We start from the raw sequence: 23495 nt of genomic DNA, 5'->3' as shown, positions 1-23495 counted from the left end.
ACATTATCAAACAATTACTTCGGAGGAAACCATGGCGGCAATCCGTTTGACGCGGCGAACGGCCGCATCCCTGTGGGTGGGCGTGCTGGCCTTGTGCGCGCATGGCGCCTGCCTGGCTGCCGCCGCGGACGATTCCCCGGCGACGGCATTCACCCACGTGAACGTGATCCCGCTCGACGCGGAGCGCGTCCTGCCGGATCAGACGGTGCTGGTCGAGCACGGCAAGATTATTGCCATCAGTCCTCATCTCACGCCACCCGCCGGGGCGGTGGTCATCAACGGCGACGGTGCGTTCCTGTCGCCGGGCCTGGCCGACATGCACACGCACTCGGACACACGCGCCGACCTGGTGGTGTACCTCGCCAACGGCGTGACCACCATGCTGAATATGGGCGAGGCGTCGCACAGCTTCGTAGGCCGCACCAAACCGGCCGCGAACCGGGGCGACATCCCTGCGCCGCACATTTATACCGCGTTGCGGATTGACGGCTCCGCCCGCTACGGTAGCCTGGTCGTGGCCACGCCGTCCGAAGCGCGGATGGCGGTGCGTCTGGCCAAATCCAATGGCAACGATTTCATCAAGGTGTACAACGACCTTGCCGCCGACACCTTCGAGGCGCTGGTCAAGGAAACCAGACGACTCGGCATGCCGATCGTCGGTCACGGCATTACGCGCGTCGGACTGCGCCGCCAGTTGGCGGCCGGCCAGTTGATGGTGGCCCACGCGGAGGAATTCCTCTACACCGTCTTCGAGAGCGGCGACGCGGACGACGGCACGCGGGCGCCGGACGACGCGCAGATCCCGGCCGTGGTGGAGATGATCAAGCGCAGCCACGCATTCGTTACCGCCGATCTCGTGACGTATGCCACCATCGCCCGCCAATGGGGTAAGCCAGCCGTGGTGGACGACTTCCTGGGCGCGCCGGACTCCCGCTATGTGTCGCCGCAGGACAGGATGTCGTGGAAGCTCGACGACTATGTTCAGCGCAAGGGCAGCCTCGATGAGCGGCTGAAATTCCTTGGCCGCTTCGTCAAGGCCATGAGCGATGCCGGCGTGCCCTTGATCACGGGTACCGATGCGCCGGCCATCCCGGGCGTGATACCCGGCTATGCACTGCACGACGACCTGGACTTGCTGCGCCAAGCCGGCCTGACACCGTATCAGGCGCTGCTTGCCGCCACCCGCACGCCAGGCAAGATGCTGCAACGCCGTTATCCGGACGCGGCGCCGTTCGGCACAGTCGCCGTCGGTTCGCGCGCCGATCTCATCCTGAGCGCAGCCAATCCACTGGATGACCTCGACACCTTGCGGCGGCCGCTAGGCGTCATGGCGGCGGGCAAGTGGTATGCGCACGGGCGCTTGCAGGAACTGCTCGACACCGTCGCCAAACGCTACCAGGATGCCGCCTATCCGATTCCCGCTTCCGCGCACTAGCTCCGCCGCACGGGCGGCGGCATCGAGCGATACATGGCGGCCACGCAAACGCCGCCATCCCAAGCGCGCGGATGGTGGCGCGCCACGATACCGCCAGTACCAGCCAGTACCGCTTCGCACGCCCGGATTGCAATTGCAGCAAGCAGGCCCGACACTGCCGGCCATGCCGATCCCACGCGAGACATCGGCCCAACCCGCAAGAGGCCCCACCATGATCAAGCAATGCCTGACCGCCGCCATCCTGGCCGCCGCGCTGTGCGCCTGCGGCGCCAACGAAAAGTCCGCCACGCCGCCGGATGTGACGGCCGCCACCACCGTCATCAGCAGCGCCACGCTGGCCGACATCGACAGCTACGTGCAGGCGCAGATGAACAAGCAGCGCATTCCCGGCCTGACCTTGCTGGTGGCCAGCAACGGCACGCCCATCCTGCAAAAAGGCTACGGCCTGGCCAACATCGAACTGAAGCAGGCCGCCGCGCCCGACACCATCTACCACATCGGCTCCGTCACCAAGCAATTCGCGGCAGCCGGCATCATGCTGCTGGTACAGGACGGCAAGCTGTCGCTGGACCAGCACATCGCCCAACTGTTCCCCACCGCGCCCGCCAGCTGGAAGGACATCACGGTGCGCCAGCTGTTGCAGCACACGGCCGGCTTCCCGCGCGACTTCCAACAGCAGCTGGCGCCGCTGTACGACCCGCAGCACCACTACACGCAGGACGAACTCATCAGCCTGATGGGCACCATCCCGCTCGACGCACCGCCCGGCGCCGTCCACAGTTACAGCAACATGGGCTACTTCATGGTCGGCATGGTGATCGAGAAGGTCAGCGGCCAGCCATATTTCGATTTCCTGCAACGCCGCATCTTCACCCCGCTGGGCATGAACACGGCCGCCCTCGTCACCGCGCCGTCCACACCGGGCACGGAGGCATCAGGCTATATCTGGGACAACGGCTGGCAGCCGGAGAACGCACTATTCCCCGGCGACGATGACGCGGCCGGCGGCCTGCGCATGAGCGCGCCCGACCTGGCCAAATGGGATGCGGCCCTGTACGGCGAACGCATCCTCACCCGCCAGTCGCGCGACATCATGTGGGCGCCGGCCGTGCTCAATGGCGGCAGCACGGCGCAGTACGGCATGGGCTGGGTGCCCGACGCCATCAACGGCCATCCCTACGTGTGGCACAACGGCCATGTGCAAGGCTTCCACACCCAGTTCGAGCGCCACTACCGCGAAGGGCTGACCGTGATCGTATTCACCAACCAGGGCGACGCGCTGCCCGAACGGATCTCGGCCGGCATCGTGGCCCGCATCAATCCCGCGCTGGCCTGGCAGACCGTGCCCGATCCGCAACCGCAAGTGGGGACGCTGGCGCGCAGCCTGGTGGACGACGTCATCAACAACACCTTCCACCCCGAGCGCTACACGCCGGCCGAGGCGGCACGCCTGGCCGGTGGCGCGTTCGATGCCTATGCCAGCATGGCGGCCAGCTTCGGCACACTGGAACAGTTCGGCCTGGTCGACAGTCGCAGCGACAATGGCGTGACCACCTACCGCTACCTGCTCAAGTCGCACGACGACAGCGCCCTGTTGCTGCTCCAGCTGGACGCCAGCGGCAAGGTCAGCGCCATGTATTTCAACTAGCTACCGGTTTCCGGAACCGTCAAAACGCGGGGTACGCGCACCGTACCGGCCTACGATTTGAAGCCACACACAAACGACGCGCACACCAACATAGGGCATTGGGATACACCATACTCTGCATCTACGAGAAGCATGGGACAAATGGAGGTTACTGCGCGATAAGCGAGGCGCGGAATGCAAGGAACTCCGTGGCGAGGTAAGCCGCGAGTTCACACGTCACGGCCTGCTTCTATCGCAACGTCCCGCCGCCCGCCCCCGTCCACTATGTACATCAATAAGTAAGTAAGCCCATCATGAAACGAGTCAATTTCTTATTGCCGGCCATATTCCTGTTAAGTAGTTTGTGGCCTGGACTCTCTGGCGCGGAAAGCGAACCTGCGCCAGTCACTGTGCTGGCCAGCCAAGTATTGCGGCAGGACGGCACCGCCCAATACCTGTACAAAGTGACCAACAAGAGTGCCCACCCCATCGTCGCGATCGCGATTGGCGCCGATTATTACCATGGCACATCAGAACTCAACACTTATCCCTTAGGATGGACTGCCGATAGCACCATTCCTGAAGGCAACACCATGTCCCCCCTAGGGTGGTCACCGACTGTGATCACTACGGAAGAGAGCCCCTATATTGAAATCGAATGGCGCAACGACGGACGCGCGGATATCCAGCCTGGCCAGGTCAATGCAGGGTTTGGCGTTATCGTGGCACACCCCAATCCTCAATACCTCAACGCGCACTGGACGGCAATATTTAGCGACGCTACCGCCACTTCCGGCCAATTGCTCGCAAACGGCGTTCCGCGCTTGGTCGCGAAATTGGCAAGCGCCACTCAAATCGCCCCCGGCAGATGGCAACTCTCGATACAGATCAGCAATGCGGGCGGCGGCACCGCTCAACACATCAGCGTAGCACACCTGATTTGCCGCACACTTGGGGGAACGGGCACCGTCAGCGTCGCCAGCCCCAGCCTGCCTGCGGCCATCACCGACCTCAGCGCAGGGGCCACAACCACATTACAGTTGACGTTGCTCGTTCCGACGACCGTGACGAAACTCTCCATTACTGAGAGCGGCACGCTTACCACGGCCAGCGAGGCGAATCTCGCGTTCTCCTCGGCGCAAGTCTTTTATCCCAAAAATTGACCAACATCTCGTCAGAAGGAACCAGCCATGTGCAAATTTCGCCACCTATTTGCCGCCATCTGCGCAGTGCTTTATATGAGCCTCGCGCAGGCAACCCCGCTTGTCAGCTTCGACCTGCTTCCCGCTAACGGAGCACAATCCGGGCTCGCAGGAACAAGTGTAGGCTGGGGATATTCGATTACGAACCGCTCCAATGAATATCTGGTCACGACCGCTATAAACAGCGACCCATTCACTCATGGCTCACCACTATCGCTGTTCGACTTCCCCGTCATCGCGCCCAACAGCACTGTCACCGAGACGTTCATTACGGATGATTCCGGTCTATTCCAGCTAACATGGGATGCCGACGCCCCCGGCGACTTTGTCAATGCAGGCTTGTTCGAATTGAGCGCGAGCTTCTTTGACAATGATCCTAACGCTGGCGGGAATTTCTTAGTTGCAGCGGAAGACACCTTTGCCCCCTATTCCGCCACAGTGACGGTCGCCTCCTCGCCGCCAACACCTGCCAACTTACCTCTCCCACCCACGCTACCGCTGCTGTTATTAGGATGGGCCACGCTGGCCAGCACCCATCGGTTCGGGCGCGATAAATAAGCAGCGGAAAATCGAACGCCGCTCTTGACGCCACGTCCCGCATGCTGCATTATGCTGCCTCTGCTGCAGAACACGCGGCAGAGAAAGAGTAAAACGCAGTGCCCACGTGGCGGAATTGGTAGACGCGCATGGTTCAGGTCCATGTGCCGCAAGGTGTGGGGGTTCGAGTCCCTCCGTGGGCACCACTCTACCGGATACGCGAAAAAGCCGCGGACTTTCACGAGTCCGCGGCTTTTTTCATGGCGGCCCGCCATGCGCGTCAAATTCACCAGTAAATCGCAAATCGCTATTGACGGACGCCGATGTGTCCATTAAGATGCGTGCCTCTGTTGCAGCACATGCAGCGACAGGCAGTAGCAAGCAGTAACAGTGCCCACGTGGCGGAATTGGTAGACGCGCATGGTTCAGGTCCATGTGCCGCAAGGTGTGGGGGTTCGAGTCCCTCCGTGGGCACCACTCTACCGGATACCGCAAAAAAGCCGCGAACTTTCACCAGTTCGCGGCTTTTTTCATTTCCACGCCACACCGCGCGCGCCACGTCGGCCTAAATTGACGCGCCGCCACCGGGAACCACCCTGCCCCTCCCCATCTTGTACTACACTTGCATTACCCGAGTGCAAGGACCCGTCCAACCAATGACCCAGTTGCCCCCTTCCGGCCAGCCGCACACCGTACTGATTGCCACCAGTTCGGCGCCGGACTTGTCTGAATTGCAGCGCCTGCTGTCCCAGCATGGATTGCAGCTGCAATCGGTCAGCAAGGGCGACAGCGCGCTCAACGCCGCCAGCCTGGGCGGCATCGCCCTGGTGCTGCTCGATGTGACGCTGGCCGGCAGCGCCAGCTTCGAACTGTGCCAGCGCCTCAGCCAGGGTACGCGCGTCCATGCGCCCGTGTTTCTGCTGTCGGCCACGCCGAGCGAGGACGAGCGCGCGCGCGCCACGGCGGCCGGCGCCAGCCGCTACCTGGCGTTGCCGTTCCAGGCGGGCGCGCTGACCGAGCAGATCGTGGCCCTGCTGGGCACGCAAGCCGCCACGCCGCCGGCGTCGCGGCTGGACGACCTCGAGATCAATTACCACACCCTGCTGGCCGGTTCGCCGGACGCCGTACTGCTGCTGGACCTGGAGCAGAACCGCCTGATCAACGTGAACCGCAGCACCTGCCAGATGCTGGGCCGCACGGAAAGCACCCTGCTGCAATCTAGCCTGCTGGCCCTGTGCCCGCCCGAACAGCCCGATGGAAGCAGTTCGGCCGACCGCCTGGCCGAACACATGGCCATGGTGGCAGCCGGCGATATCCGCGTGTTCGAAGCGCGCTTCAGCCACGGCAGCGGCCGCCCCATCGACTGCGAGCTGCGCATGGTGGCGCTGGAGGTGCCGGGCCGGCGCCTGATGCACATCCGGCTGGTCGACGTCACCTTGCGCAAGCGCGCCGAGGCGCTGCGCGAAGGCCAAAACAAGCTGCTGGAAATGGTGGCCGGCGGCGCCCCCCTGCAGGCGACGCTGGACCAGCTGATGCTGCTGATCGAATCCCAGGCCGACGGCGTACTGTGCTCCGTGATGCTGCTGCAGCCGGACGGCCGCAGCATGCGGCCGGCCTCCGGCCCCAGCCTGCCGGCCGACTACCTGCACAAGCTCGATGGCGTGGCCATCGGCCCCGGCGTCGGTTCCTGCGGCACGGCCATGTTCCGCAAGGAGACGGTGATCGTGTCCGACATCGAGCTCGATCCGCTGTGGGCCCCGTACAAGCACCTGGCCGCGCCCTACGGCTTGCGGGCCTGCTGGTCGATTCCCATCCTGCTCGATGGCGACCAGGTGCTCGGTTCGTTCGCCATGTATTACCGCGAAGTGCGCTCGCCGGCCGCGGCCGACCAGCGCCTGATCAACGTGGCCACCCACCTGGCCGGCATCGCCATCGTGCGCGCCCGGCGCGAGGAAGAACTGGCGCGCCACCAGGAACGGCTGGAGGAACAGGTGGCGGCCCGCACGGCCGAACTGCGCAAGGCCAAGGAACAGGCGGAAATGGCCAATGATGAACTGAGCACGGCGCTCGACAACCTGAGCATGACCCAGGACGAACTGGTCCGGCGCGACAAGCTGGCCGCGCTGGGCACGCTGGTGGCCGGCGTGGCGCATGAGCTGAACACACCGATAGGCAACAGCCTGGTCGTGGCCACCACCATGAGCGAGCGCCTGCGCGCACTGCGCCAGGACGTGGAAGGCGGCTTGCGCCGCTCGACGCTGGAGAGCTTCCTGGCGCAAGCGACGGAAGCGGACGAGGTGGTGGTGCGCAACCTCACGCGCGCGGCCGGCCTGGTCGACAGCTTCAAGCGCATCGCCGTGGACGCGGCCAGCTCGCAGCGGCGCCGCTTCCTGCTCGACCAACTGGTGACGGAGCTGGTGCTGCCGCTGCAGGCGGCCGTCAAGGGCTGCGACCTGACCGTGATCGAGGACATCGCGCCCAACCTGGAACTGGACAGCTACCCCGGCCCGCTGGACCAGGCGCTGACCCATTTGTTCGACAACTGCGTGCTGCACGGCTTCGACGACCGCACGGCCGGCACCATCACGATCCGGGCCAGGCCCACGGCCGCCGGCGAAGTGGAGCTGACGCTGGCCGACAATGGCGCCGGTATCGCACCGGCCGCGCTGGCGCGCATCTACGACCCGTTCTACACCACGCGCCTGGGCCATGGCAGCAGCGGGCTCGGGCTGTACATCACCCACAACATCGTCACCGGCGTGCTGGGCGGGCGTATCGAAGCGGCCAGCACGGAAGGCCAGGGCAGCTGCTTCACGCTGCTGCTGCCGGCCGTGGCCCCGCGCTGACACGATGCGGACCACCAATGCCCCCCTGGCGCTGGACATGGCGCCCCTGCGCAGCGAATTTCGCAACCCCGTCGCCGAGCGCAACTTCCAGCTGCACCACCTGGCCGACACCCAGGCCCAGTTGCGCGTCACGTTCCTGTTCTGCTCCTTCTTCTATCTCGCGTTCGCCATCACCGACGTGATCTGGATGGGCTACACCACCCACAGCGCGCTGCTGGTGGGCGCGCGGCTGCTGGTGGTGGCCATCGCCCTCACCAGCCTGCTGCTGCTGCGCCGCTTCCCCCGTTCGCTGGCCATGGCCCGCATCGTGGCCACCGTCACGGAAGTGGCCGCATGCGCGGGCTTCCTGCTGATCGCGGCGTGGCGCTCGTCCGAATTCTCGCTGCATGCGATCTCGATGGCCATCCTGATCATCGTGCTCTACATTTACATTCCGAACCGACTGGTCTATGCGCTGGCCGTGGCCGTCACGGCCACCATCGGCTTCGTCCTCCTGGCGCGGCTGCTGGGCACCATGCGCGAAGTGGAGCTGGCCACCATGGCCACCCTGCTGGCGCTGGCCAATGTGTTCGGCTACGTGGCCGCGCGCCGCTACCAGTTGCTGTGGCGCGACGAATTCCGGGCCCAGACCGTGCTCAAGAACCTGTCCGTGCGCGACCCGCTCACCGGCTGCTACAACCGGCGCCACCTGCACGACCAATTGCTGGAAACGGAACTGTCGCGCGCCCAGCGCTACCGCCTGAGCCTGACCGTCATCATGTGCGACCTCGACCACTTCAAGACCGTCAACGACAGCTTCGGCCACCACGGCGGCGACGCCGTGCTGGTCGCCTTCGCCGGCCTGATGCAGGCCATGACGCGCGACAGCATCGACAGCGTGGTGCGCTATGGCGGCGAGGAATTCCTGCTGATCCTGCCGGAGACGGACTTGCGCGGCGGCGTGCAACTGGCCGAGCGGCTGCGCCAGGCGCTGGCATCGAACCCCATCGCCCATGGCGAGCACCTGATCCGGGCCACGGCCAGCTTTGGCGTGGCCAGCATCGATTTTTCCGAGCCCGACAGCATCGTGGCCCAGCAAACCATGATCGCCACGGCCGATCAACTGCTGTACGCGGCCAAGGAAGGCGGCCGCAACCAGGTATGCGCCCTGCAACTACCATGAACCCCATGAACCCCATGAACCGCACGACATCCGCGCCGTTGCGCGCCGGCCCGCTGGCGGCGTTGCTGGTGGCACTGCTGCTGGCCAGCGCCACCCTGCGCGCGGCCCCCGCGCCGTGGTTCAAATGGCGCAGCAAGGTCGATGGCAGCACCAGCTGTTCGCAGTGGCCCTTGGGGCCGGGCTGGGAGCGCGCCGGCGGCCCCTACCGCGATAGCCGTTGCGAAAAGCCCATGCTTGCTAAATAATGGGGAGCAACGATAATTGAGCAGGACAGGTTTCAAGCGAACGATAGCCACATCCCATCACCACGAGGAGAACCTATGTTTACGAATCCCGAACAATTTGCCAACGCCACCAAAACCCTGTTTGAATTTCAGCTTGAAACCTTCAACGCCCTGACCAGCAAGGCCGTGCAGGGTGTGGAACAGGTGGTGGCGCTCAACATGGCCACCGCCAAGTCGAACGTGGAAGACAGCCTGGCCGCCGGCAAGGCCATGAGCCAGGCGCAGGACGCCAAGGCCGCCATGGAACTGGCCGCCGCCCACGTGCAGCCGGGCATGGCCGGCGCGGCCGCCTACAACCAGCAACTGGGCGACATCATCGCCGAGATCCGCGAGGAATTCACGCGCGCGGCCGACGCCCACGTGGCCGAAGCCAAGAGCAACCTGAGCGCGCTGATCTACGACGTGACCAAGAACGTGCGTCCCGGCTCGGAGAACGCGGTGCAGATCGTCAAGACGGCCATCGACAACGCCTTCGCCGGCTACGAGCAGGTGACCAAGGCCACCAAGGAAGCCGTGGCGGCCGTCGAAGCCCAGATCGCCAAGGCTTCGGCCATGGTGGAACAGGGCACCGCCAAGGCCAAAAAGTAAAAGGCCGGTTCAACATGACCGTGGCGAGCCGTGGCGGCGGAGACAGTGCGCCTGCACGGCGAGCCGCCACAACGAAGCCACGGGCTTGTTGAAGCGGCCGCTAAGCCCGTCCGCCCGGCACGAATGTGCTGGGCAAGCGGCGCCGGACGCGATAGACTGTACATAGATACAGTTATCCCGCCGTCCGCCCGCCGCAATGATCAAAGTCCTGGAAAACCCGTTTTACTATCTGGACAACTTCCATCTCGTCCTGAACTGTATAGGCGAACGCTACGACGACCTGCTGACGGCCGACGAGCGCGCCTTCATCCACGGTTTTCCCGCCCTGCCCCAGACGGCCCGCGCCCTGTTCGTGCGCATGGTGATGCGCAAGGGTGAGCTATTCCGCGCCAGCAAGCTGAGCTACGCGGAAATCGGCAACAGCATGGCCGCCGCCGCGCCGCTGGCCGACCAGGGCTGGATCACCGCCGATCCCGTGCTCACGCTGGACCAGTTGTTCGAGCTGCTGCAAAAGCCGGAAATCGGCCGTCTGTTCCAGCTGTCGCCGCAGGAAAAGACGCTGCGCAAGGCGGAACAGCTGGAAGCGCTGCGCCCGCGCCACGACGGGGCCCACCGTTTCTCGGCCTGGTATCCAGACGCGGGCGACCAGGTCTACCACATCGTCACCCAGTCCCTGTGCGACCGGCTGCGCCTGATCTTCTTCGGTAACTACCACCAGGACTGGACTGAATTCGTGCTGTCGGACCTGGGCATCTACCAGTACGAGAAAGTGGCGTTCTCGCCGGCCGCGCGCGGCTTTCGCACCCGGCACGACATCGACAATTACCTGCAGTTGCACCAGTGCCGCGAACGCTTCCAGGCCGGCGACGCTATCGCCGACGTGCTGGCCGACCTGCCGCCCTGCGCGCCGGACAACGAATGGCTGCGCAGCCGGCGCGACAAGCTGCTGTTCCAGTTCGCCCAGCAGCTCGAAAAGCAGCAGGACTGGGCCGCCGCCCACGCGCTGTACGCCGACTGCGCCTACCCCGGCGCCCGCGCGCGCGCGATCCGCGTGCTGGAAAAGGATGGTCGCCACGAGGCGGCCTACGCGCTGCTGCAAACGGCGTGGGCGCAGCCGGAAAGCGAGGCCGAACGCCTGCAACTGCTGCGCATGGCGCCACGGCTGGCGCGCAGCCTGGGCCAGGCCAGGCCGGCCGCCACCGCCCCCGTCCAGCCTGAGCGTATCGACCTGAGCCTGCCGCCGCCGGACCAACCGGGCTACGTGGAGCTGGTGGTGCGCGATCACCTCACGCGCGACGACGCGCCCGTCTACTACGTGGAGAACGCGCTGATCAACTCCCTGTTCGGCCTGCTGTGCTGGGACGCCGTGTTCAGCGCCATCCCCGGCGCCTTCTTCCACCCGTTCCACCGGGGCCCGGCCGACCTGCACAGCGCCGACTTCCAGCGCCGCCGCGCGCCCCAGTTCGCAGCCTGCCTGGCGCAGCTCGACGATGGCGGCTACCGCGCCACCATCCTGCGCAATTTCGATGCCAAATATGGCGTCCAGTCGCCGTTCGTGTTCTGGGAAGCGCTGGACGAACAATTGCTGGCACTGGCGCTCGATTGCATTCCGCCCCTGCACCTGCGGCACGCCTTCGAACGGATCCTGCAGGACGTCAAGGCCAACCGCAGCGGCTTCCCCGACCTGATCCAGTTCTTCCCCGCCGAGCGGCGCTACGCGATGATCGAAGTCAAAGGCCCGGGTGACCGCCTGCAGGACAGCCAGCAGCGCTGGATCGATTACTGCGCCGCGCATGACATGCCGGTCGCAGTGTGCTACCTGCAATGGGCACAGTGAACATGACGGGCACGCGGGACGAGCGCCGCTACACGGTCGCCGTGCGCGCGCTGTGCGAGTTCACGGCCAAGGCGGGCGACCTTGACCTGCGCTTCACGCCCGCGCCCACGGCACAGGAAGGCATCGCCGGCCACGCCGTGGTGGCCGGGCGCCGCGACGACGATTACGAGCGCGAGCTGCCGCTGTCGGGCGACTACGGCCCGCTGCACGTGCGCGGCCGCGCGGACGGCTACGACCCGGCCCGCCGCCAGCTGGAGGAAGTGAAGACCTATCGTGGCGACCTGTCACGCATGCCGGACAACCATCGCCAGCTGCACTGGGCCCAGCTCAAAATCTACGGCCACCTGCTGTGCAGCGCACGAGGAATGGAACAGGTGCGCCTGGCGTTGGTCTATTTCGACATCGCCAGCCAGAAGGAAACCATGCTGCACGAGGAACTCACGGCCGCCGCGCTGCGCGACTATTTCGAGCAGCAGTGCAGCCAGTTCCTGCAGTGGGCACAGCAGGAGCTGGCGCACCGGGCCGAACGCGACGCCCAGCTCAAGGCCATGCCCTTCCCGCACGCCACGTTCCGTCCCGGCCAGCGCCAGCTGGCCGAAGCCATGTACAAGGCCAGCAACCGCGCCTGCTGCCTGCTGGCGCAAGCGCCAACCGGCATCGGCAAGACCGTCGGCAGCCTGTTCCCCATGCTCAAGGCCAGCGCCGAACATGGATTGGACAAGGTGTTCTTCCTGGCCGCGAAAACGCCGGGACGCCAGATGGCGCTGGATGCGGTGGCCGTGCTGCGCCGCGGCGCGCCGCTGCTGCCGCTGCGCACGCTGGAACTGGCGGCCCGCAACACGGCCTGCGAGCATCCCGAACTGGCCTGCCATGGCGAATCGTGCCCGCTGGCGCGCGGCTTCTACGACCGCCTGCCCGCCGCCCGCGCCGCCGCGCTGCAAGTGGCCACGCTGGACCGGGCCGCGCTGCGCGAAGTGGGCCTGGCGCATCAGGTCTGCCCCTACTACCTGGGCACGGAAATGGCGCGCTGGGCCGACCTGGTGGTGGGCGACTACAACTACTACTTCGACGCCGGCGCCATGCTGCACGGCCTCACCCAGATGCACGACTGGAAGGTCAACGTGCTGGTGGACGAAGCGCACAACATGGTGTCGCGCGCCCGGTCCATGTATTCGGCCGAACTGGAACACGCGGCCCTGCGCATGCTGCGCAAGTTCGCGCCGGCGGAATTGAAAAAGCCGCTGGACCGCGTGCACCGCCAGTGGAACGCGCTGGAAAAGGAACAGCAGGACGACTATCAGGCCTACCCCGCCCTGCCGGACAAATTCATGGCGGCCCTGCAAGGCGCGGCCGGCGCCATCTCCGACTACCTGGCCGACCATCCCGGCCACGTGGACCCGGAACTGCAGGCGTTCTACTTCGACGTGCTGCAGTTCACACGGCTGGCCGACACTTACGGCGACCATTCGCTGTTCGACATTGACCAGGGCGTCCCGGCCGGGCGCAGTGCGAGCCACAGCAATTCCGTGCTCTGCATCCGCAACATTGTCCCGGCGCCCTTCCTCAAGCCGCGCTTCGAGGCGGCCCATGCCGTGGCCCTGTTCTCGGCCACGCTCAGCCCCTGGAACTACTTCAGCGACACGCTGGGCATGCCCGCCACCACGGCCTGGGTGGACGTGGAATCGCCGTTCGCGGCCGAGCAGTTGTCGGTGCAGGTAGCAGGCCACATCTCCACCCGCTACCAGCACCGGCGCCAGTCGCTGGCGCCCATCGCGGCGCTGATGGAAGCCCAGTACCGGCGCCAGCCCGGCAACTACCTGGCCTTCTTCAGCAGCTTCGACTACATGGAGCAGGCGGCCACGCTGTTCGCCGAACGCTACCCGGACGTGCCCCAGTGGCGCCAGGCGCGCCGCATGGACGAGGCGGAACGGGCGCAGTTCCTGGCGCGCTTCACGCCCGACAGCGCGGGCATCGGCTTCGCCGTGCTCGGTGGCGCCTTTGGCGAGGGGGTCGATTTGCCGGGCGCGCGCCTGATCGGCGCCTTCATCGCCACGTTGGGCCTGCCGCAGATTAATCCCGTCAACGAGCAAATACGCGAGCGCATGCAGGCCACCTTCGGCGCCGGCTACGACTACACCTATCTGTACCCCGGCATCCAGAAGGTGGTGCAGGCGGCCGGCCGCGTGATCCGCACCCAGACCGACCAGGGCACCGTATTCCTGATCGACGACCGCTTCGGCCGGCCGGAAATCCAGGCCCTGCTGCCCGGCTGGTGGCACATCGAACGGGCTGCGCCGCCGGCCGCCATCACATGACGGCCCGGATCTTCTGGTAGCCGCTGCGGCTGACGGGAATCCGGCTGCCGTCGCGCAGGATGGCCACGTGGCTGCCGCGCGTGGCCGGCTCGATGCGGCTGATGCGTTCGATATTGACGATGTAGGAGCGGTGGATGCGCACGAACAGCCGCGGCGGCAGTTGCTGTTCGAATTCGGTCAGGCTCTGGTTCTTCAGGTAGTTCCTGCCGTCCGAGCGGATTTGCACGTAATCGTCCTGCGCCTCGATGCTGTCGATCTGCTCGCAGGCGACCACGTGCACCTTGGCGCCATCGCGTATCAGCACCCGCTCCAGCGGCTGCTGGCGCGCCACGGCCGCGCGCGCCATGCGGGCCACGGCCTCGCCCGCGCCATCATCGGCGCCCACTCCCAGGCTTGCGCGCGCGTGCGCGAGGGCCTGGTCGAAGCGCTGCTGGCTGAAGGGCTTGAGCAGGTAATCGAGCGCGTGGAATTCGAACGCGCGGATCGCATACTGGTCGTAGGCGGTGGCGAAGATGAAGCGCGTCCTGCCGGCCGTCAGTTCGGCCACTTCGAAGCCATCCAGCCGGGGCATCTGGATATCGAGGAACACCAGGTCCGGCGCCAGTTCCATGATGGCCTTGACGGCGTCGAAGCCATTTGCGCATTCGGCCACGATGTCGGCGTCCGCATGGGCGGCCAGGTATTCGCGCACCACGGCGCGCGCCAGTGCTTCGTCGTCCACGATGATGATGCGCATGCGGTCAGTCTCCCTTCGTTTCGGCCGGCATGGACAGCTCCACGCCAAAGGTGTCGTGCCGGCGCGACCAGTGGATGCTGGCCTCGTGCCCATACAGGCCGGCCAGGCGCTGGCGCACATTGGCCAGGCCGATGCCAGTGCCGCGCGCGGCCGGCAGGCCGGGATCGACGCCGTTCTCGACCCGTATCCGCAGCAGCGAGCCGGCCCGCCGCGCCGTCAGCACGATCATGCCACCTTCGGGCAACTGGCCGATGCCGTGCTTGACGGCGTTCTCCACCAGCGGCTGCACGATCATGGGCGGCACCAGGCAGCACGCCGCATCCGGCGCGATGTCCTCGCGCACGGCCAGGCGATCGCCAAAACGCCGCCGCTCGATGGCCAGGAAGTGCCGTACCAGCGCCAGCTCCCGTTCCAGCGCCACCTTGCGCTGCGCATCCATGCCCAGGCTGTGCCGAAAGAAGCTGGCCAGTTCCAGCGTCATGCTGCGCGCGGCCGGCGGGTCTTGCGTACTGAGGGCACTGATGGAATTGAGGCTGTTGAACAGGAAGTGCGGATCGATCTGGGTGCGCAGCATGCGCAGCTCCGCCTCCTGCGCCGCCAGCCGCGCCGCCAGCGCGCCCTGCTCGGCCGTCTGGGCCCGCACGAATTCGATCACGAGGTAGTGTATCGCTGTCGCCAGGCCATACAGCAGCATGCCCAGCGCCACCACCAGCGCCGCCAGCTGCGGCCCGATGGTGATGCCAGCCCAGGATACGGCAGGCAGCAGGCACAGCGCGTTCCACAACTGCGCCACACCCAGCCACAGCAGGCCGGCCACGGCCGCCGCCACGGCCAGCACGGACAGTATCGACCACGGGCGGCCCCGCCCCAGCGGATAGGCGCGGCACAGGTAATACGCGGAATAGGCCGCCACAAACGCATACAGCAGGTTCAGCGGCACGGCAAACAGCAGCGCGTTGGGCAGCGGCGCGGCGCCCGCCAGCGCGATCACGGCGCCCAGCATCAGGCCCAGCGTCAGCCACACGGCCAGGTAGACCAGCGCGCCGCGCCGGCTGGCGAACAGGCCCTGCATGTCAGTTGCGCACTTCCACGCCACCCATGATGGCGTAGCCCTTGACGATCAGCCGCTTGCCCGTATCAGGCGGCACGGTGGTGCGTTCCTCGAAGCCGCCCAGCACCGGCGTGCCATACATCAGCACCGTCCAGTCGGGCGGCACCTGGATCTGGATGCCGCCGAACAGCGCGAACACGTTCAGTTCAGCATCGCCTTGCAGGCCGCACTGGCGCAGGTCAAGTTCACAACCGGCCATCACCACCGTCACTTCGCCGCCCCGGAATGCCGTGCTGGCGAGGCGGCGCTTGTAGCCTCCCATGACGGTGGTGACGTTGATCACCGCGTCGTCACCGGGCGTGGCCGGCTGGACGCCGTCCTTGGCCAGCACGGACTGGCGCGGGCCGCCCATCGAGCGCAATACGACGCTCACGCCGGCGCCTATCATCAGCACGGGCCACAGCATGCGCCAGCTCACGTCCAGCAGGCCCATGCTTTTCAGGGTGAGCAGCACACCCGCCGCCACCAGTATCCCGCCCACCAGCAATCCCTGGGGGGAGCGGCTTTGCACGATCTTCAACACGCCAAACAGCACCAGCAACATCGGCAGCAAGTGCAGGGAAAAACGGAAATTGAACAACCCCAGGTTATCGAGCAGGAACAGCAGGCCCAGGGCGATCACGAACAGGCCGAAGACGATCTGCGAGCCTGCGTGGGCGTGGCGATGCGGGCGCATGGCCTATTCCCCCTGGACGAAGTAATTGCGCAAGGCCGGCTGCAGCACGATGCCCACGCCCCACGCCACCAGCAGCGCTGGCCAGGTCTGGCTGAAATCGAGTCCCCACACGTGCTCGAACGAGACATACCACCAGCCGGCGAAGAACAGCTTCCATAAGCCGTTCAGGAAAAAACGCGGCGTGGTGGGCGGCAGCATGTTGTTAATCCCAAGCACCACCAGCAGCCAGGGCCAGTAGTGCCAGATGCTCGCCAGGTCGAGGTCGAGGTCAAGCAGGTTCACGCGGTCCAGCAGCACCAGTGTGCCGGCCACGATCAGCAGCACGCCCACCAGCAGTTGCTTGCGCATGCGGCGTGCGCCATCCTGTTGCATGAAGGTTTCCATATACGCTCCTGATGGTTCAATGAGCGTAACGATACGCGCGATCGCGCCGCCGCGAAACCACTATTCGGCCAACGGCCGGTGGCGGCCGGTGAATGGTGCAGGCTAGTGTCGAAGCGGCGGGGAGGTACAACTGGCGCCGCGGATGGGCGGCGGATGCGCAGTCGATGCGCGGTGAAGACAGGGAGCCGGTAGCGGCGCTGGCCGCATCATGACCGGCTGGCGCTCCCGTATGGCCAGCCGCACAGGCGCAGCCCCCAGCCAAGCTGGCGGCGGATCTCGTGCGGCGTGGGTGGTGGCTTGGCGTCCCGCGAGCGGCGCACCAGGTAGGCGCGCACGAGGTATTTGGATGGGTGGTTGGATAGTGCCATGATGCCCTCGCATGGGTGGCGTTGTTGGTGCCGGGGACTCGGGGCGCCCGGCCAACCCGCCGGTGGTGCTGGATCCTTGTCGGTATCGCCCCACCAGGCAAGTCATCATATGCCCGCGCCGCGCGCGCGCACTGTACGCTCACGCACATACGGCTTGCGCGCCGTGGCGCGCGCCATCATCACAGTTTTTGCTGCAGGAAGTCGAGGAAGCAGCGGATGCGCTGCGACAGCTGGGTGTTGCGGTAGTAGACGGCGTGGATCTGCTGCCGGTAGCCCGTGTAGCTGCCCACCAGCACCTTGACCAGCCGCCCGGCCTCGACGTCGGCGCGGGTCATGAACTCGGCCAGGCAGGCGATGCCCTGGCCGGCCAGCGCCAGCTGGCGCAAGGTCTCGCCGCTGGTGGCCGTCATGGTGGGCGTGATGTCCAGGCTGTTGCCGCCGGCGTGGCGCAGCGGCCAGTGGTTGCCCACCGCGTCGTGCGCATAGCCCAGCAAGACGTGGCCGGCCAGTTCCTCCGGCGAAGCGGGAATGCCGTGCGCGTTCAGGTAGGCCGGGCTGGCCAGCAGGTACAGCGGGCTGGAACCGAGCGCATGGGCATGCAGCGTCGTGTCCGTCACGGCGCCCACCCGGATCGCGATGTCGGTGCGCTGCTCGATCAAGTCTTCGATCTGGTCGTTGCTGCTCAACTGCAGCCGGATCTCCGGGTACATGGCGCGAAACTGCGCCACGTGCGGCACCACGCAATGGAGCATGAACGGCGAGGCGGCGTCCACGCACAATCGCCCGGCCGGTTTCTGCTGGCGGATGCGGATCGCTTCCTCCGCCTCCTCCATGGCCGCCAGGATGTTGCGTGCCTTGTGCAGGAACAGTTGCCCCTCCTCCGTCAGCTCCATGCGGCGCGTGGTGCGCGTGAGCAGCGAGGTGGCCAGTTTATCTTCGAGGCGCGACAGCGCGCGGCTGACGCCGGAGGTGGTCTGCCCCAGGTGAACCGAGGCGGCGCTCAGGGTGCCGCTGTCGATCACGGCGACGAAGGTTTTCAAATCGTCGGAATGGATATCCAAAATAGTCCCGCGTGGTGAGGTCATTGAAACAAACCACCGTCACGCCACATACAGCAGCACGGCGCCGAAATGACACATGCTGCCGCCAAGGACGAACAGGTGCCAGACGCCGTGCCCATGGCGCAGCTTGTGATCGGTGGCATAAAAGCCAATGCCGCCCGTGTACAGCAGGCCGCCAGCGGCCAGCCACAGGAAACCGTTCCAGCCCAGCGCCGCGATCAGCGGCCGGGCGCCGATCAGGCTCAGCCAGCCCATCAGCACGTAGATCAGCAACGACAGTACCCGCGCCCCGCGCGCGTACCACAGCTCCTGCACGATGCCGATCGCGGCCAGCGTCCACACGGCGCCGAACAGCCACCAGCCCCACGGCCCGCGCAAGCTCACCAGCGTAAACGGCGTGTAGCTGCCCGCGATCAGCAGGTAGATGGCGCAGTAGTCGAGCCGGCGCAGCCACTGCTTGGCCGGACCGCGCACGCTGTGGTACAGGGTCGAGGCCAGATACAGCGTCACCAGCGAAGCCACATAGATGCTGAAGCTGACCACCTTCCACGGGTCGCCGCCGCGTACCGCCATGGCGATCAGCAGCGTGCCGCCTATGGCCGCCAGCGCGACGCCCACCGTGTGGGTGATGCTGTTGAAGCGTTCTCCGTAGTACATGAGCTGGTTCCGATGCGGGCTTGGGGCCGTAAGGCGCGCGGCGACATCAGACATTGTAGTCCACGGTCGGCCGCGTCGCCTTGACATGGCGTAGGGTGTAGCCCGCTTTAGTGGCCCGCCACTACCCGCCGCGATACCAGGACGAACATTGGTAAAAACGCAATCCTAGCACAGCATTTTGTTGGCGAAAAGAAATGTTACAAATTTGTCGACAATGAGAAAACATTATTGAATCTTCACCTTGCTTCAGTGTGCGACTATTGTCACATGCCGCTTGGCAACAATGCGACAACTGTCGCACACTTGCCAGATCAATCACTTAGCTGACTAGACAACATGCCACCAGACACCCCCATCCCATCAGCCAGTGAACTGTGCCTGCTCAAAGCCCTGTGGAAGCGGCAGCCCCTGAGCGCGCGCGAACTGCACCTGCAAGTGGCCCAGGAGCTGGCCTGGTCCTTCTCGTCCACCCGCAAGACGCTGGAGCGCATGCTCGACAAGCACCTCGTCAGCCAGCACGACGCGGGCGGGATCCACGTCTACAGCGCCAGCGTGGACAAGGTGGCCACCCTGGCCGCCTTCGCGCACGACTTTGGCCGCCGCGTGATGGAGCTCGACAGCCCCATGCCCGTCACCATGTTCACCGGCAGCAAACTGGTCGACCAGCGCGAGCTGGCCGAACTGGAGCAACTGCTGCAGGACTGGCCCACGGACGAGCAGGAGTAAGCCATGGCGTGGCATTTGTGGACTGACAAGCTGCTGCTGGCCAGCGCCGCCTGCGTGCTGGCCAGCGCGCTGCTGCGCGGGGCGCTGGCGCTGCTGGCGCGCCGCCTGCCCGCCATCGCGGCGCGCCGCGCCATCTGGCTGGTGGCCCACGGCATCGTGGCCGCCACCTTCATGCTCACGCTGGCGCCGCGGCCGGCGCGACTGAGCCTGCTGCCCGCGCTGACCCCGCCCTCAGGAACGGCGCAGCAAGCACACCCGCCCTCGCTGACGGTCACCACCACTTCCGCCAACACCACGCACGACATGCAGGCCGCGCGCGCACCAGCTATGGCGCCGGCCCGGGCGGCGGACCTCGATCCGGCCGGAGCCAGCGCCCCCGCCTATTTGCGGACCAGTGTCTGGCAAGCGTTCGACCTGCTCGCGTGCGCCTGGAGCGCCATCTACCTGGCCGGCCTGGCGCGCGCCATCTGGCGCCTGTCGCGTGCCCGCCGCCTGTGGCGCGCATTGCTGGTTGGCGCCCGGCGCCTGGACCACGCGGCCTTGCAGGCCCACGGCGCCTTCGATGCCGCACAGCTGGCGGCGATGGGGCGCGGCGGGCTGGCCGTGCTGGAAACGGAGGCGCCTGTTTCGCCCATGCTGCTGGGCGCGCGCCGGCCCATGCTGCTGCTGCCGCGCCAGCTGCGCACCTTCGAACCCGCCCAGCAGCACCTGATCATCGAGCATGAATTCACCCACTGGCGCCGCCACGACCCGGCATGGCTGGCCGTGGCGCCCCTGCTGCGCACACTGTGCTGGTTCGCGCCGGGCCTGCGCTGGCTGTCGGCGCGGCTGGCGATGGCGCAGGAACTGGCTTGCGACCAGCGCGTGCTGGCCGGCAGACCGTCATTCCAGCGCCAGCAATACGCCTTGGCCCTGATGCGGCAGCTGCGTGCACAGAACCTGCCGACGGCGGCCCTGGCCTTCGGTGGCGAGGACGGTCACAGCGTCGCCGCCAGGATCAGGCTGATCCGCCAGCCCATCCCGGCCGCGCTGGGAACACAGGGCGCCTGCCTGCTAGCCGTGCTGTTCGGCGCCGTGCTGGCCGTGCCCGTCCTGCTGCAACCGGTGTTGGCGATGCCGGCGGCCACTGGGGCGCGGCCGCTGGCACCAATAGCGTGGAGGCCAGCCCCTGCGCAAGCGGCGGCACCCTGGCGCTATCCGCTCGAGCACATGCGTGTGACGGGTTTCTACGGCGTACGGCGCGGCACGCTGCCCATCCACCATGGCATCGACCTGGTGGCGGCCCCCGGTACGCCAGTGCACGCGGTGGCGGCAGGCACCGTGCTGGCCGCCGGACCATAGGCCGAAAACGAGGGCCGCTACGGCACCGCCGTCATCATCGACCATGGCGGCCTGCGCACGCTGTATGCACACTTGCAAGGCACGGCCGTCCAGGCGGGCCAGCAAGTGGCCGCCGGCCAGATCCTGGGCGCATCGGGCGCCAGCGGCCTGGCCACCGGCCCCCACCTGCATGTTGAAGTGCGGCGCGGCGACGTGCGCATCGATCCGCAAACCATGCTGGCCGGGCTGGACCAGTTGGCCACCTCGCGCGCACTGCGCGTGCGGCAGCAGCAACTGGGACACTAGCGCGCAGCCCACGGCGGCGTCAGGCCCGGCGCCGCCACGCCCCATTTTTCAACGCGATCGCCGTCCACCGGGACCGGCGGGACGGCCGCTGGCCGCCTGTCGTCCGGCGTCGCCCCGTCACGACAAGGTCAGTTCATGCCGTTACCCCGCTCGTTACCGTACCTCCTGCTTGCACCATGCGCCGTGCTGTGCGCCTCCGCGCACGCGGGCGAGGATGCCAGCGTCCAGCAAGTCCAGATCCACGCCGCACTGGCGGAACAGCGCCAGCGCGACACCACAGCCACCACCACGATCGACCACGACGCCTTGCTGCGCCGCGGTGACCATGCGCTGACGGACGCGCTCAAGCGCGTGCCCGGCCTCAGCGTGGAAACCATCCCCGGCCAGGGCAACACCATCCGCCTGCGCGGCCTGGGCCAGGGTTACACCCAGGTCCTGCTCAATGGCGCGCCGCTGCCGGCCGGCTTCTCGCTCGACGCGCTGGACCCGGAGCTGGTGGAGCGGGTGGATATCCTGCGCGGTGCCACCGCCGAGTTGAGCAACCAGGCCATCGCCGGCACCATCAACGTGGTGCTGAAGAAATCGGCCACCCGTGACCGGCGCGACCTCAACGCAGGCATCGCCCGTCAGCGCGGACGCGACTCGCCCAGCGCCGCCCTGCAGCTGGCTGGCCGCGACGGCGCGCTGTCGTGGTCGGCCGCCGCCACGCTCACGCGCACCCGCACCAGCGCGCCCGACACCATCGAGGATGGCCGGACCGATGGCGCGCAGCGTGCCACCGTGCTGCGCCGCACGGCCGAGACAGAACTGCAGGACGACGACACGCTGGCCGCCACGCCGCGCCTGAACTGGCGCCTGGCGGGCGGCGACACGCTGGCGTGGCAAAGCTACCTGACGTGGCGCCGTATCGCCCACCGCCACGGCACCAGCGAGCAGGCCCTGCTCGGGCCACCCAGCGATTTCCCCGACAGCGTGGCGCGCTACCACGCCAGCCAGCGCGTGCTGCGCAGCGATCTGGCTTGGCTGCACCGGCTCGACGATGACGCCACGCTGGAACTGAAACTGGGCGCCAGCAGCAGCCGCCGCGACGCCATGTTCCGCTACGACGGCTACCTGCGCGACGACGATGGCGCGCTGGCGCCGCGGCCGGCCGCCAGCCATGTGGTGGCCTCGGGCCCGGCCGAGACCACCGTCACCAGCGCCGGCGCCTGGCGCCATCCCGTCAGCGCCAGCCATGCGCTGGCCGTGGGCTGGGATGGCAGCGCGGGCACGCGCACCGAGTACCGCACCGAAACGCTGGTCGACAGCGCTGGCCTGGCGCGGCCAGGTGGCGACCAGACCTACCGCGCCACCGTGCGCCGGCTGGCCGTGTACGCGCAGGATGAATGGACCATCTCGCCGCGCTGGTCGCTCTACGCGGGCCTGCGCCGCGAGCGCCTGGACAGCGACAGCGCCACGGCCGGCCTGGCGCCGCTCACCAGCGGCGCCGCCGTCTGGAGCCCCTCGCTGCAGTCACGCTACCAGTTCGGCGGCAAGGACGTGCTGCGCGCGGCTCTCAGCCGCAGCTACAAGGCGCCCACGCTGGCCCAGCTGGTGCCGCGCCGCTACACGACGGACAATGACAACCAGCCCACCAATCCCGACACGCAAGGCAATCCGGCGCTGCGCCCGGAACTGGCCTGGGGCCTGGACGCGGCCTGTGAACACTACCTGGACGGCGACGCCCTGCTCAGCGCCGGCATCTACCTGCGCCGCATCCGCGACGTGATCACCGAGCAGCTGTTCCAGAGCGGCGGCGCATGGATCGCCCCCCCCCGTCAACAACGGCAACGCCAGCGCGCACGGCGTGGAGCTGGAAGCGGCGCTGCCGCTCGCGTCCCTGTGGCCGGGCGCGCCCGATGCGCGCCTGCATGCCAACGCCGCGCGCAACTGGTCGGCCGTGCGGCAGGTGCCGGGGCCCGATAACCGCCTGGCCGCGCAAGCGCCCTACAGCGCTAGCGCCGGGCTGGACTACCGCCTGCCCGGCGGCGCATGGGAGGTGGGCGCCAGCGTCACATGGCAGGGCGGCGGCCCGGTGCGGCTGTCGGCGCAGCGCGGTTCGGACAGTGCCGCCGCACGCCAGCTCGACCTGTACGCGCGATGGCAGGCGGGGCGCCACGCGCGGCTGCGCGTGGCCGTCAGCGGTCTGCTGCAACCGTCCGAACTGGAGGCGGCCAGCTACGCCGACACCAGCGGCGGCCAGCGCCGCGTCGTCCACAGCCCCTCCGCGCCCGCGCTGCGCGTCACGTTCGAGCAAGCCCTCTAGCCAGCCGCACGC

Annotated in this window: 21 protein-coding genes, 2 tRNA genes and 1 pseudogene; 17 read left to right on the top strand and 7 right to left on the bottom strand. The window is 67.0% G+C overall.

What is annotated here, in order from left to right; genetic code table 11:
• Positions 1–31 precede the first annotated feature (31 nt).
• The 12 genes from H3H36_RS07240 to H3H36_RS07185 all read left to right on the top strand — a co-directional run bounded on the left by H3H36_RS07240 (position 32) and on the right by H3H36_RS07185 (position 13833).
• Positions 32–1435 carry an amidohydrolase family protein gene (locus tag H3H36_RS07240; RefSeq protein ID WP_182215741.1) on the top strand — a complete coding sequence of 468 codons (1404 nt, stop codon included), beginning with the start codon at positions 32–34 and terminating at the stop codon, positions 1433–1435.
• A gap of 211 nt (positions 1436–1646) precedes the next feature.
• A complete protein-coding gene (locus H3H36_RS07235) occupies positions 1647–3083 on the top strand; it encodes a serine hydrolase domain-containing protein (RefSeq protein ID WP_182215738.1) in 1437 nt (478 codons plus the stop codon).
• 293 nt (positions 3084–3376) lie between these two features.
• Entirely contained in the window at positions 3377–4225 is an 849-nt protein-coding gene (locus tag H3H36_RS07230; protein WP_182215735.1) for a hypothetical protein, read from the top strand.
• A 27-nt stretch (positions 4226–4252) separates the two neighbouring features.
• Positions 4253–4822 carry a hypothetical protein gene (locus H3H36_RS07225; RefSeq protein WP_182215733.1) on the top strand — a complete coding sequence of 190 codons (570 nt, stop codon included), beginning with the start codon at positions 4253–4255 and terminating at the stop codon, positions 4820–4822.
• 100 nt (positions 4823–4922) lie between these two features.
• Positions 4923–5007: transfer RNA gene (locus H3H36_RS07220), tRNA-Leu, on the top strand.
• Positions 5008–5193: 186 nt separating this feature from the next.
• Positions 5194–5278 (top strand) — tRNA-Leu (locus H3H36_RS07215).
• A 179-nt stretch (positions 5279–5457) separates the two neighbouring features.
• Positions 5458–7647, top strand: coding sequence for an ATP-binding protein (locus H3H36_RS07210; RefSeq protein WP_182215731.1), 2190 nt, complete (start codon positions 5458–5460; stop codon positions 7645–7647).
• A 4-nt stretch (positions 7648–7651) separates the two neighbouring features.
• On the top strand, positions 7652–8809 hold the full coding sequence (locus H3H36_RS07205) for a GGDEF domain-containing protein (RefSeq protein WP_229219785.1): 1158 nt from the start codon (positions 7652–7654) through the stop codon (positions 8807–8809).
• Positions 8806–9054 carry a hypothetical protein gene (locus tag H3H36_RS07200; RefSeq protein ID WP_229219784.1) on the top strand — a complete coding sequence of 83 codons (249 nt, stop codon included), beginning with the start codon at positions 8806–8808 and terminating at the stop codon, positions 9052–9054. Before H3H36_RS07205 ends, H3H36_RS07200 begins: the two co-directional genes overlap by 4 nt.
• Before the next feature lie 75 nt (positions 9055–9129).
• Complete coding sequence (locus tag H3H36_RS07195; RefSeq protein ID WP_182215729.1) at positions 9130–9681, top strand: phasin family protein; 552 nt, start codon at positions 9130–9132, stop codon at positions 9679–9681.
• 196 nt (positions 9682–9877) lie between these two features.
• Positions 9878–11518 (top strand): VRR-NUC domain-containing protein, encoded by a 1641-nt coding sequence (locus H3H36_RS07190; protein WP_182215727.1) that lies wholly within the window; start codon positions 9878–9880, stop codon positions 11516–11518.
• Positions 11519–11520: 2 nt separating this feature from the next.
• Positions 11521–13833: an ATP-dependent DNA helicase gene (locus tag H3H36_RS07185; RefSeq protein ID WP_229219783.1), complete on the top strand. Its 2313-nt coding sequence runs from the start codon at positions 11521–11523 to the stop codon at positions 13831–13833.
• On the opposite strand, the gene H3H36_RS07180 is transcribed toward H3H36_RS07185, so the two are convergent.
• The 7 genes from H3H36_RS07180 to trhA all read right to left on the bottom strand — a co-directional run bounded on the left by H3H36_RS07180 (position 13826) and on the right by trhA (position 18826).
• Positions 13826–14569, bottom strand: a complete 744-nt coding sequence (locus H3H36_RS07180) for a LytR/AlgR family response regulator transcription factor (protein WP_182215722.1) — start codon at positions 14567–14569, stop codon at positions 13826–13828. The two genes, H3H36_RS07185 and H3H36_RS07180, sit on opposite strands and share 8 nt — an antisense overlap.
• A 4-nt stretch (positions 14570–14573) precedes the next feature.
• Positions 14574–15641, bottom strand: coding sequence for a sensor histidine kinase (locus H3H36_RS07175; protein WP_182215720.1), 1068 nt, complete (start codon positions 15639–15641; stop codon positions 14574–14576).
• Between the two features lies 1 nt (position 15642).
• The gene (locus H3H36_RS07170; RefSeq protein ID WP_182215717.1) at positions 15643–16356 is read right to left on the bottom strand and encodes a LiaI-LiaF-like domain-containing protein; all 714 of its coding nucleotides are present in this window, start codon (positions 16354–16356) and stop codon (positions 15643–15645) included.
• A 3-nt stretch (positions 16357–16359) separates the two neighbouring features.
• Positions 16360–16740, bottom strand: coding sequence for a LiaF transmembrane domain-containing protein (locus H3H36_RS07165; RefSeq protein WP_229219782.1), 381 nt, complete (start codon positions 16738–16740; stop codon positions 16360–16362).
• Between the two features lie 206 nt (positions 16741–16946).
• Positions 16947–17108: a hypothetical protein gene (locus H3H36_RS07160; RefSeq protein ID WP_182215715.1), complete on the bottom strand. Its 162-nt coding sequence runs from the start codon at positions 17106–17108 to the stop codon at positions 16947–16949.
• Between the two features lie 179 nt (positions 17109–17287).
• Positions 17288–18169, bottom strand: a complete 882-nt coding sequence (locus H3H36_RS07155) for a LysR family transcriptional regulator (protein ID WP_182215713.1) — start codon at positions 18167–18169, stop codon at positions 17288–17290.
• 39 nt (positions 18170–18208) lie between these two features.
• Positions 18209–18826 (bottom strand): PAQR family membrane homeostasis protein TrhA, encoded by a 618-nt coding sequence (gene trhA / locus H3H36_RS07150; protein WP_182215711.1) that lies wholly within the window; start codon positions 18824–18826, stop codon positions 18209–18211.
• Between the two features lie 336 nt (positions 18827–19162).
• On the opposite strand from trhA, the gene H3H36_RS07145 reads away from it, so the two are divergent.
• From H3H36_RS07145 to H3H36_RS27315, 5 genes and pseudogenes are all read left to right on the top strand, one after another.
• Positions 19163–19552 (top strand): BlaI/MecI/CopY family transcriptional regulator, encoded by a 390-nt coding sequence (locus tag H3H36_RS07145; RefSeq protein ID WP_182215709.1) that lies wholly within the window; start codon positions 19163–19165, stop codon positions 19550–19552.
• 3 nt (positions 19553–19555) lie between these two features.
• Entirely contained in the window at positions 19556–20893 is a 1338-nt protein-coding gene (locus H3H36_RS07140; protein ID WP_182215706.1) for a M56 family metallopeptidase, read from the top strand.
• A gap of 15 nt (positions 20894–20908) precedes the next feature.
• A pseudogene (locus H3H36_RS07135) lies at positions 20909–21178 on the top strand (M23 family metallopeptidase); the annotation flags it as partial.
• Between the two features lie 135 nt (positions 21179–21313).
• The gene (locus tag H3H36_RS07130; protein ID WP_182215704.1) at positions 21314–23143 is read left to right on the top strand and encodes a TonB-dependent receptor plug domain-containing protein; all 1830 of its coding nucleotides are present in this window, start codon (positions 21314–21316) and stop codon (positions 23141–23143) included.
• Positions 23025–23483, top strand: a complete 459-nt coding sequence (locus H3H36_RS27315) for a TonB-dependent receptor domain-containing protein (protein WP_182215701.1) — start codon at positions 23025–23027, stop codon at positions 23481–23483. Before H3H36_RS07130 ends, H3H36_RS27315 begins: the two co-directional genes overlap by 119 nt.
• The last annotated feature ends 12 nt before the right edge of the window (positions 23484–23495 follow it).

This window comes from Rugamonas fusca (genome assembly GCF_014042365.1).
GTDB lineage: Bacteria > Pseudomonadota > Gammaproteobacteria > Burkholderiales > Burkholderiaceae_D > Rugamonas > Rugamonas fusca.
This window is presented reverse-complemented; position numbering and strand designations above follow the sequence as displayed.

Coding starts and splice junctions, on each gene's coding strand:
- H3H36_RS07240 (WP_182215741.1), top strand. CDS start 32: ATGGCGGCAATCCGTTTGACGCGGCGAACGGCCGCATCCCTGTGGGTG.
- H3H36_RS07235 (WP_182215738.1), top strand. CDS start 1,647: ATGATCAAGCAATGCCTGACCGCCGCCATCCTGGCCGCCGCGCTGTGC.
- H3H36_RS07230 (WP_182215735.1), top strand. CDS start 3,377: ATGAAACGAGTCAATTTCTTATTGCCGGCCATATTCCTGTTAAGTAGT.
- H3H36_RS07225 (WP_182215733.1), top strand. CDS start 4,253: ATGTGCAAATTTCGCCACCTATTTGCCGCCATCTGCGCAGTGCTTTAT.
- H3H36_RS07210 (WP_182215731.1), top strand. CDS start 5,458: ATGACCCAGTTGCCCCCTTCCGGCCAGCCGCACACCGTACTGATTGCC.
- H3H36_RS07205 (WP_229219785.1), top strand. CDS start 7,652: ATGCGGACCACCAATGCCCCCCTGGCGCTGGACATGGCGCCCCTGCGC.
- H3H36_RS07200 (WP_229219784.1), top strand. CDS start 8,806: ATGAACCCCATGAACCCCATGAACCGCACGACATCCGCGCCGTTGCGC.
- H3H36_RS07195 (WP_182215729.1), top strand. CDS start 9,130: ATGTTTACGAATCCCGAACAATTTGCCAACGCCACCAAAACCCTGTTT.
- H3H36_RS07190 (WP_182215727.1), top strand. CDS start 9,878: ATGATCAAAGTCCTGGAAAACCCGTTTTACTATCTGGACAACTTCCAT.
- H3H36_RS07185 (WP_229219783.1), top strand. CDS start 11,521: ATGACGGGCACGCGGGACGAGCGCCGCTACACGGTCGCCGTGCGCGCG.
- H3H36_RS07180 (WP_182215722.1), bottom strand. CDS start 14,569: ATGCGCATCATCATCGTGGACGACGAAGCACTGGCGCGCGCCGTGGTG.
- H3H36_RS07175 (WP_182215720.1), bottom strand. CDS start 15,641: ATGCAGGGCCTGTTCGCCAGCCGGCGCGGCGCGCTGGTCTACCTGGCC.
- H3H36_RS07170 (WP_182215717.1), bottom strand. CDS start 16,356: ATGCGCCCGCATCGCCACGCCCACGCAGGCTCGCAGATCGTCTTCGGC.
- H3H36_RS07165 (WP_229219782.1), bottom strand. CDS start 16,740: ATGGAAACCTTCATGCAACAGGATGGCGCACGCCGCATGCGCAAGCAA.
- H3H36_RS07160 (WP_182215715.1), bottom strand. CDS start 17,108: ATGGCACTATCCAACCACCCATCCAAATACCTCGTGCGCGCCTACCTG.
- trhA (WP_182215711.1), bottom strand. CDS start 18,826: ATGTACTACGGAGAACGCTTCAACAGCATCACCCACACGGTGGGCGTC.
- H3H36_RS07145 (WP_182215709.1), top strand. CDS start 19,163: ATGCCACCAGACACCCCCATCCCATCAGCCAGTGAACTGTGCCTGCTC.
- H3H36_RS07140 (WP_182215706.1), top strand. CDS start 19,556: ATGGCGTGGCATTTGTGGACTGACAAGCTGCTGCTGGCCAGCGCCGCC.
- H3H36_RS07130 (WP_182215704.1), top strand. CDS start 21,314: ATGCCGTTACCCCGCTCGTTACCGTACCTCCTGCTTGCACCATGCGCC.